Genomic DNA, 9,275 nt, shown 5'->3' on the forward strand with positions numbered 1-9,275 from the left:
GTCTCAAGAAGGAGTAACATCGGGACTTGCAGCGACGGACCTCAGGACACTCTTACACCACGTCTGCGCGCGCGACCGCCTAGGGTGGGGTGCAGCGTGCATTTTTGGGAGTTTTCAGCAGCCGTGGGTGCCTGCATACTGGATTTTGGGCGAAAGGCAGGCACCATGGGCCGCATCCTGTAAAAAAACGAGCGGCTCTAGAGGCGTTGGGGCTCAGAATCGGGGCTTTCAGCGCAGTTTTGCACCCCCGCCCCCGCGCCCGCGGACCCCGGGATGCTGAATACTCCGGAATTTGCACGACGCCCCCTGGGGTACCTGTGGGCAAAAAGCAACCGCCCCGTCAAAGTATGCATTTGGCGGGGCGGTTTATGCAAAAATGCTGCTGCGGGCGCGTCGGCAGCTCGCTAGAACTTGAATCCCAGGACAGGCTACTCGGCGCTTTTGAGGGCGCCGACCATGTCGATCCTATTGAGGGTGCGATTGGTAGCGAGGTTGACGATAAACGTAAAGCCAAAGGAAAGCACCACGGCGAGCACGTAGCTTAGCGGCTCGACCTCGACGTCAAAGTACAGCGACGGCATCTGCAAAATGTACGTAAAACTCTCGGCCAGCAAGCCGCCCAGCGGCACGCCCAGCGCAGCGCCGATCGCCGTGAGGATCAACGTCTCCTTGTTGACGTAATGGTGCACCTCACCGCGACGGAAGCCCAACACCTTAATAGTCGCCAGCTCGCGTTCGCGCTCGGAGATGTTGGTGTTGGACAGCGTAAACACCACCACAAACGATAGGCACGCCGCCATGAAGGTCACGAGCACCACGACCGAATTGATAATCGTAAAGTTCGCCTCATAGTTTTCCCAATGCTCGGCCGTACTCGAAATCGTAAGCCAACCGTCACTCTTAAGATTCTTGCTAAACGCAATCTGGTCGGCCGACGAGCCCTTAAGCAGCACAAAGACGCCGTTAAGACGTGCGCTTCGACCGAACGCACGCTCATAGGTGCCCTGCGTCATGTAAAGCGTGTTGCCCAGATAGTTAAGCGAAATGTCGCTGACTTTGACCTTGGCAACATTGAGCGACGAATCCTGGACGTGAGCCGTATCGCCCGGCTGAATCCCCAGCACCAGCTGTGAACTTTTGCTCAGATACACGTCTCCGTCACGCAAAGGCAGCGGTTCTTTGGACTCATCCTCCAGACGCACGTAATCGCCCAAGTCACTCGTGCGGTTATCGGGCACCACGATCAGCTGCACGGTCTCGCTCTTGCCGCCAAACGTAAAGGTGACGTTGTCGGTCATAATCGGCAGGGTCGAGGTCACGGTCACGTTGAAATCATTGGCCGCGCTGCGCTCATCCAATGCCGCGCACGTCTGCGAAAAATCGTCGGGATTGGCGACCGCCAGCAGGTCGTAGCGCGTGATATGCCCGTACTGTTTGGGCGAAAGCGCCACCGACGTGTCGCGAATGCCCATACCGCAGATCACGAGCGCCGTGCAGCCGGCGATACCGAAGATGGTCATAAAGGCGCGCTTTTTGTAGCGGAACAGGTTACGTGCTGCCACCTTGTTCAAAAAGCCCATGCGGCGCCAGATAAAGCCGATGCGCTCAAGCAAGATGCGAGAGCCGGCGCGTGGGGCCTTGGGACGCATGAGCGAGGCCGGGGTCTCGGCCATCTCGTGGCGGCAGGCGATAATCGTAGCGCCCACCACGCCCACGGCAAACAGCGCCACCGAGACGATTGAGGACACGATGTCGTACGAGAGCAGCATCTGGGGCAGCGAGTACATGTCGTCGAACACCGTAAACAGGAACAGCGGCAGGCCCACAAATCCGATGATGTTGCCGAGCACGCCGCCGATCAGACATGCCCACAGCGCATAGTCCACGTATTTGGACAGGATGCGCTCGCGTGAATAGCCAAGCGCCTTGTACAGGCCAATAAGCGTGCGCTCCTCCTCGACCATGCGCGTGGCGGTGGTAAGACTGATGAGCACAGCGACGACAAAGAAGATAAATGGGAAAACCGTGGCGATGGCCTCGATCGAAGAACTGTCGCTCTCGACGCTCGAGTAGCTTGCGATGTTACCGCGGTCCTGAATGTACCAGGTGCATTCGCCCAGATCGGAAAGCTCGGCGCGGGCATCGGCAAAATGCTGGTCGGCGGCGGCGCGGCGCTGGTCCAACTCGGCCTGAGACTGGACGCGCTCCTCGCTGCCCTCGGCCATACGGTTGATGTTATCCTGCTCGATCCCAAAGAGCATGGCGGCCTGACGCTCGGCCGTATCCAAGCTTGACGGCGTGTCAACCGTCAACTCCTGGACGCGCGCCTTCTCACGCTCCTCGCGGATCTTCTCGATGTTGCCTTTGACCTCGTTGATCTTTGTCGTGTAGGCATCTGAATAGGAGTTAAGACTCTTGGTTCCCTCGACGATCACGTGGACTGCGGAGTAGGAAGAAGATGTCGCGGCATCCTCGCTCACATAGAACTTATAGTCCGCAGCCGAAGCAGCGCGAAAGGCGTTGACTGTCGAGTCGGAGCTCACGTCGGTAGGATCGAGGACCTCGGCCATAATGGTGTAATCGCCCGCGGCAAACTGATCCTTGGCACTTTGGTTGGACGAGCTCGCGTCATTGGCGGCAAAACTCACCGTATCGCCGAGCTTTTTGCCCGAAGCCTTCAGGAACTTCGAAGTCACCGCGACTTCATCGGCGCTCTCGGGCAAATCGCCGCTCACCAGCACCGGCTGATCGATGTTCTCCTTGGAGAGACTTTGCACGACCACGCGCTCGCGCGTTGTGCCCACGGCGGTGTAGGCGGTCTCGGTGTAGATGCCCTCGACCGTCTCGACGCCGTCGACCTCTTGGATAGCCGCGAGATCGTCGCGCGTAAGGCCATAGGTCGACTGCACGTTAATGTCATAGACATTCTGCTGGTCAAAATAGGCGTCGACCGAATCGCACAAATCCTCGCAGCCCGCCTTAAGGCCGCACATCACGCTCACGCCAAGCGCAGTGATGACCACGATAGATAGGAAGCGCTTAAGACTGCCCCGAATCGTGCGGTAGATGCCACGGCGAAAAACCGTCGGCACCATATCGTTTGAGCTTTGGGCGGTACGGTAGGTCGCGAACTCCCGGTCGCGGCCCGCGTGCTCCGTATCGTGGTTTTGGCTGTTTTGGCAATCTTGGTCCATGGGCGCTACCACTCGATCGTCTCGATAGGCACGGGATTTTGCTGGACCGTCTCGCTCTCCACGCGGCCGCTCTTAAAGCGGATCAGGCGATCGGCCATGGGCGCCAGCGCGGAGTTGTGGGTGATGATAATGACCGTGATGTCCTGCTTGCGGCAGGTGTCCTGTAGCAACTGCAAGATCTGCTTGCCGGTTTTGTAGTCGAGTGCACCCGTGGGCTCGTCGCACAAAAGCAGCTTGGGATTCTTGGCCAGTGCGCGGGCAATGGACACGCGCTGCTGCTCGCCGCCCGAAAGCTGTGCCGGAAAGTTGCCCAGGCGCTCGCCCAGGCCAACCTGACGAAGCGTCTGTTCGGCATCAAGCGAATCGGGGCAGATCTGAGCCGCGAGCTCAACGTTTTCGAGCGCCGTCAAGTTGGGGACCAAATTGTAGAACTGGAAGACAAAGCCGACGTCGGCGCGGCGGTATTCCACGAGCTGCGCCTCGTTGGCAGAGCTCACGTCGCGCCCGTCCACCGTCACGGTGCCGGAAGTCGCCGTATCCATGCCGCCCAGAATGTTGAGCGCCGTGGTCTTGCCGGCACCCGAAGCACCCAGAATGATGGCGAGCTCGCCGCGCTCGACCGTAAAGCTCGCGCCGTCGAGCGCGTGAATGCGGGCATCGCCCTCGCCGTATGCTTTGATGACGTCTTTGAATTCGATATAGGCCATCGATCGGTTCCCATCTGGTCGGATAACTCTTTAGTATTACCCATTTCGCACCGACCAAAAAGGGACAGATTTATTTTGGCAGGGTTCATATGGGGGAAACGGCAGCTATAGATGAGGCGCCGGGGAAGCAGAGAAATCATCGACGGGGTCAGGCCGACCGCCAAACACAACGCACGTATCTCTATCTGTCAACCAAATCATTCGAACAGCTGTTCGTTTCTATGATATGATTCCGCTATCTAAGCAGGCCAATACGCAGAAAGGCGCCAACATGGCGTTCGACTTTAAGAAGGAATGCAAGGAGCTCTACAAACCTGCAAGCAAGCCGAGCATCGTAACTGTCCCGCCATTCAATCTCAGGGCGGGATTCAGTCGGGATTCAATTTCAACAAACGGCATCATCCGGTAACCGATATGTAAGGCTGTATAAATCATTTCCATTTGCCTAACAAAATGACCGCTCGGCTAACAAGCTCGGCCCATGTCCCCACGCGATGGTACTGTTCTCTAGAGTTCTTATTAGAGAGGGGTGCTCCATGGAGATCACCATCAATCGCGAAATTGGGAAGCTCGGACTTCCCAGGCATCTTGTGCTTGGCATGGATCCAGGAATTGCAAGCTGCGGATTCGCACTTATCGACACAGCCAATCATGAAATCCTGGATTTGGGCGTCAGATTATTTGACTCTCCAACTCATCCTAAAACGGGCCAAAGTCTTGCGGTTATTCGCAGGGGCTTCCGCTCTACCCGTCGAAACATTGACCGTACCCAGGCGCGCTTGAAGCACTGTCTCCAAATCCTCAAGGCTTATGGCCTCATCCCCCAAGACGCCACCAAAGAGTACTTCCACACCACAAAAGGCGACAAGCAGCCGCTCAAGCTTCGCGTTGATGGGCTTGACCGCCTGCTCAACGATCGCGAGTGGGCGCTAGTCCTATACTCCCTCTGCAAGCGCCGTGGATACATCCCCCACGGAGAAGGCAATCAGGATAAATCAAGCGAAGGCGGCAAGGTTCTATCCGCCCTTGCGGCCAACAAGGAAGCAATTGCGGAGACCTCGTGCCGTACCGTTGGCGAATGGCTCGCTCAGCAGCCTCAAAGTCGCAATCGTGGCGGCAATTACGACAAGTGTGTAACGCACGCCCAGCTTATCGAAGAAACTCATATCCTATTTGATGCCCAACGCTCCTTTGGCTCCAAATACGCTTCGCCAGAATTTGAGGCCGCATATATCGAGGTTTGCGATTGGGAGCGTTCGCGCAAAGACTTCGACCGCCGCACGTACGACCTCGTTGGCCACTGCTCATACTTCCCAACAGAAAAACGAGCTGCACGCTGCACGCTTACGAGCGAACTTGTTTCAGCCTATGGAGCACTCGGCAACATCACCATCATCCACGAAAACGGGACCTCTCGCGCCCTGAGCGCTACGGAGCGCGATGAGTGCATTGCGATCCTGTTCTCGTGCGAGCCAATTCGAGGCAACAAAGATTGTGCTGTTAAATTCGGCGCCCTCCGAAAAGCGCTCGACCTTAGTTCCGGCGATTACTTTAAGGGAGTTCCAGCTGCCGACGAAAAAACGCGCGAGGTGTACAAGCCCAAGGGATGGCGCGTGCTCCGCAATACCCTCAATGCGGCCAACCCCATTCTCCTGCAGCGTTTGCGCGATGACCGCAATCTCGTCGATGCCGTTATGGAGGCGGTGGCATACTCTTCAGCTCTCCCCGTACTCCAAGAGCAGCTTCAGGGGCTACCGCTTTCGGAAGCGGAGATCGAGGCGCTCTGTAGGCTTCCCTATTCATCCAAAGCTCTTAACGGCTATGGCAACCGTTCCAAAAAAGCACTCGACATGCTGCTCGATTGCCTCGAGGAGCCCGAGGTCCTCAACCTTACGCAGGCCGAAAATGACTGTGGCCTGCTGGGACTTCGCATCGCTGGCGCCCAGCTCGAGCGCTCCGATCGCCTGATGCCCTATGAGACCTGGATCGAACGTACCGGTCGGACAAATAACAATCCCGCCGTCATTCGCGCCATGTCGCAAATGCGAAAAGTGGTCAACGCCATCTGCCGCAAGTGGGGCGTGCCAAACGAAATCCACGTTGAGCTTGATCGAGAGCTCAGGTTGCCTCAGCGCGCAAAAGACGAGATTGCCAAGGCCAATAAGAAGAACGAGAAAAATCGCGAGCGCATTGCCGGGCAAATCGCTGAGCTGCGTGGCTGCACGGCAGATGAGGTCACGGGCAAACAGATAGAGAAGTACCGCCTGTGGGAAGAGCAAGAATGCTTCGACCTTTACACGGGCGCTAAAATCGAAGTCGATCGCCTAATTAGCGACGACACCTACACGCAGATTGACCACATCCTGCCGTTCTCTCGCACGGGAGAAAACTCACGCAACAACAAAGTCCTGGTCCTCGCCAAAAGCAATCAGGATAAACGCGAACAGACACCTTACGAATGGATGTCCCACGACGGTGCGCCTTCATGGGATGCTTTTGAGCGTCGCGTTCAGGAAAACCAGAAACTCAGCCGTCGCAAAAAGAACTTCCTGCTGGAAAAAGACCTTGATACCAAGGAAGGCGAATTCTTAGCACGCAGCTTCACCGACACCGCCTATATGTCGCGAGAAGTATGCGCTTACCTCGCCGACTGTCTGCTGTTCCCCGATGATGGCGCAAAGGCACATGTTGTTCCTACCACTGGCAGAGCGACCGCATGGCTGCGTCGCAGGTGGGGCTTAACTTTGGTTCGGATGGCGAAAAAGACCGCTCGGACGATCGTCACCATGCCACCGATGCTTGTGTGATTGCAGCATGTAGTCCAAGCCTCGTGATTAAAACCGCTCGAATCAACCAAGAGACACACTGGAGCATAACCAGAGGCATGAACGAGACCCAACGCCGCGATGCCATCATGAAGGCTCTCGAAAGTGTTATGCCCTGGGAAACCTTTGCGAACGAAGTGCGCGCGGCGCACGATTTCGTCGTACCCACGCGCTTTGTTCCGCGCAAGGGAAAGGGCGAGTTGTTCGAGCAGACGGTCTATCGTTATGCCGGCGTTAATGCACAGGGTAAAGACATTGCTCGCAAGGCGAGCTCCGATAAGGACATCGTCATGGGCAACGCCGTTGTGTCGGCAGACGAGAAGTCGGTCATCAAGGTGAGCGAAATGCTGTGTCTGAGGCTCTGGCATGACCCAGAGGCCAAGAAGGGACAGGGCGCTTGGTACGCAGACCCCGTCTACAAGGCGGATATTCCTGCACTTAAGGATGGGACGTATGTGCCCAGGATTGCGAAGGCGCATACTGGCCGAAAAGCCTGGAAACCCGTGCCCGAAAGTGCCATGAAGAAACCGCCGCTGGAGATATATCTGGGCGATCTGGTGCAAATCGGCGATTTTGTGGGGCGGTTTAGTGGCTACAACATCGATAACGCCAACTGGTCCTTTGTAGACAGGCTTACTCGAATTAAAATAAGTTGTCCTACCGTTGGAAAACTAAGCAACGATATGTCACCCTTTGTTGTTCGAGAATCACCCATCAAGTAAAGCAGCTGCTTGCCCCGCACATTTCTTGCTTAATCGTGTGGGGCTTTTGCTTATTCCTTGTTGCCCTTTATAACGCATAGACCCATAAATGCAATCGGTTGAGAACCTTCGCCTCTATGCCATATACGCTCCCCATGGCGATACGTTAACGGGCATAATTGCAAGCTGCATCGCGCAGTCTTGAGCACGCGCCCTTCCCCAAGGTGATACGCTGTAAGTGCCCTAGCAGAGTGCCATTCATTGTTCTTGAGCACGCGGCCTTCCCCAAGGCGATACGCTGCTCTGGATCATGGGTCGAAAGAACGGCAAGTCTTGAGCACGCGCCCTTCGCCAAGGTGATACGCTCTCCAGCGCGGAGCCGTTGTAGGAGCCTGTGTCTTGAGCACGCGCCCTTCCCCAAGGTGGTACGCTCTGTTGCGTGCCGACCATGCCGCCATCACGGTCTTGAGCACGCGCCCTTCCCCAAGGTGATACGCTCCTTGGGCAAATGCTTAATTACCTCTGCAAGTCTTGAGCACGCGCCCTTCCCCAAGGTGATACGCTCAAGAGTCTTTTAGGTTGAAGTTTGTCGTAGTCTTGAGCACGCGCCCTTCCCCAAGGTGATACGCTCCTTCCGAGACTCTAGAGTCAAACCATTTGGTCTTGAGCACGCGCCCTTCCCCAAGGTGATACGCTGTCTACCCCGAGGGCTGCTATATCCTCATAGTCTTGAGCACGCGCCCTTCCCCAAGGTGATACGCTGCTAATCAGTATCGCGCCTGCTTGAAGCTAGTCTTGAGCACGCGCCCTTCCCCAAGGTGATACGCTGCCGCCAAAACGCGGCAGGGGCTTATTAAAGTCTTGAGCACGCGCCCTTCCCCAAGGTGATACGCTCGGGTCGGCTGTTTTTTGCAGCGATCTCCAGTCTTGAGCACGCGCCCTTCCCCAAGGTGATACGCTTCCGATGACGAGCTCGAGGACCCTGAGAAGTAGTCTTGAGCACGCGCCCTTCCCCAAGGTGATACGCTATGTGTGCACAGAAAAGCCCCTTTAACAGGGGCTTTTCTGTTTCAAGCCTAAAAAAAGAAGACTGATTCGGCCTCAGATCTACATCTGCGATTCATTTTTTTCGAGACAAAATGCGTCGGCACGTCGCGCTTCACGCAAGAAAAGAGCCGTATTCGGCACAGCGATTTATGTACTTTTCTTCACAACCGAATCAATCCTTAGGCGAAAAAACGCTCAAAAGGACCCGCCTAAATGCTATTCATAGCTACCGTTTACGGAATACTGGCTAACACTCGCCCAAAAAAGTTCGCCCCGCCCAATCCGAAGATTGAACGGGGGTTACTTTACGGGTAAGCCACTTAAGTGGCTCCCCTTGTCTGGAGCCGCGCCCTTCCCCAAGGTGAGCTGCTTTCGACTTAGCTGTATTGTAGCGCTAATGCGGGGAAGGTCGTCGACAAAATGGCCCAACGGACAATACTTATCCAGAGCAAGGCCCACCTCTGCATCAAGAACGGCCTATTGATGATCACCGTGGACGACCGCAGCTCCACCATTCCCCTCGAGGACATTTGGGTCGTCATCCTCGAATCCCATCAAACCACGATGACGGTCGCCTGCATGTCGCAGCTTAACGATGCGGGAATAGGCGTCATGATCTGCGGGCGCGATCATATGCCCAATGGTCTTATGCTCCCCATGGGCGCCCATTCGCGCCATGCGCGCATCGTCGAGGATCAGCTTGCCATGAGCCTTCCGTTTAAAAGGGTATGTAAAACAAGTGGTTGGAAATTGGTAAATCTCTGGTTGGTTGCTGTTGAGTCTAAATCAACTCATCCAACC

Annotated in this window: 6 protein-coding genes and 1 CRISPR repeat array; of the genes, 4 read left to right on the plus strand and 2 right to left on the minus strand. The window is 56.0% G+C overall.

Going from position 1 to position 9,275, the window contains the following annotated elements:
• Nucleotides 1-428: 428 nt before the first annotated feature.
• Together I2E45_RS10045 and I2E45_RS10050 are read right to left on the minus strand one after the other, a co-directional pair.
• The gene (locus tag I2E45_RS10045) at nt 429-3,194 is read right to left on the minus strand and encodes an FtsX-like permease family protein (protein WP_229058937.1); all 2,766 of its coding nucleotides are present in this window, start codon (nt 3,192-3,194) and stop codon (nt 429-431) included.
• 5 nt (nt 3,195-3,199) lie between these two features.
• Nucleotides 3,200-3,901 (minus strand): ABC transporter ATP-binding protein, encoded by a 702-nt coding sequence (locus I2E45_RS10050; RefSeq protein WP_195445962.1) that lies wholly within the window; start codon nt 3,899-3,901, stop codon nt 3,200-3,202.
• Nucleotides 3,902-4,172: 271 nt separating this feature from the next.
• Between I2E45_RS10050 and I2E45_RS10445 the strand changes: the two genes are divergently transcribed.
• The 4 genes from I2E45_RS10445 to I2E45_RS10070 form a co-directional block, all read left to right on the plus strand.
• On the plus strand, nt 4,173-4,310 hold the full coding sequence (locus tag I2E45_RS10445) for a hypothetical protein (protein ID WP_229058939.1): 138 nt from the start codon (nt 4,173-4,175) through the stop codon (nt 4,308-4,310).
• Nucleotides 4,311-4,437: 127 nt separating this feature from the next.
• Nucleotides 4,438-6,708: a type II CRISPR RNA-guided endonuclease Cas9 gene (gene cas9, locus I2E45_RS10060; RefSeq protein ID WP_195445963.1), complete on the plus strand. Its 2,271-nt coding sequence runs from the start codon at nt 4,438-4,440 to the stop codon at nt 6,706-6,708.
• Nucleotides 6,709-6,785: 77 nt separating this feature from the next.
• On the plus strand, nt 6,786-7,448 hold the full coding sequence (locus I2E45_RS10525; RefSeq protein ID WP_267472651.1) for a hypothetical protein: 663 nt from the start codon (nt 6,786-6,788) through the stop codon (nt 7,446-7,448).
• A 176-nt stretch (nt 7,449-7,624) separates the two neighbouring features.
• Nucleotides 7,625-8,455: direct repeats of the CRISPR family, unit length 37 nt; unit sequence AGTCTTGAGCACGCGCCCTTCCCCAAGGTGATACGCT.
• A 502-nt stretch (nt 8,456-8,957) separates the two neighbouring features.
• A partial coding sequence (locus I2E45_RS10070; RefSeq protein ID WP_229058940.1) for a CRISPR-associated endonuclease Cas1 occupies nt 8,958-9,275 on the plus strand: 318 nt, incomplete at its 3' end.

Source organism: Collinsella aerofaciens (assembly GCF_015555045.1).
In the GTDB taxonomy this organism is placed as follows: Bacteria; Actinomycetota; Coriobacteriia; order Coriobacteriales; family Coriobacteriaceae; genus Collinsella; species Collinsella aerofaciens_W.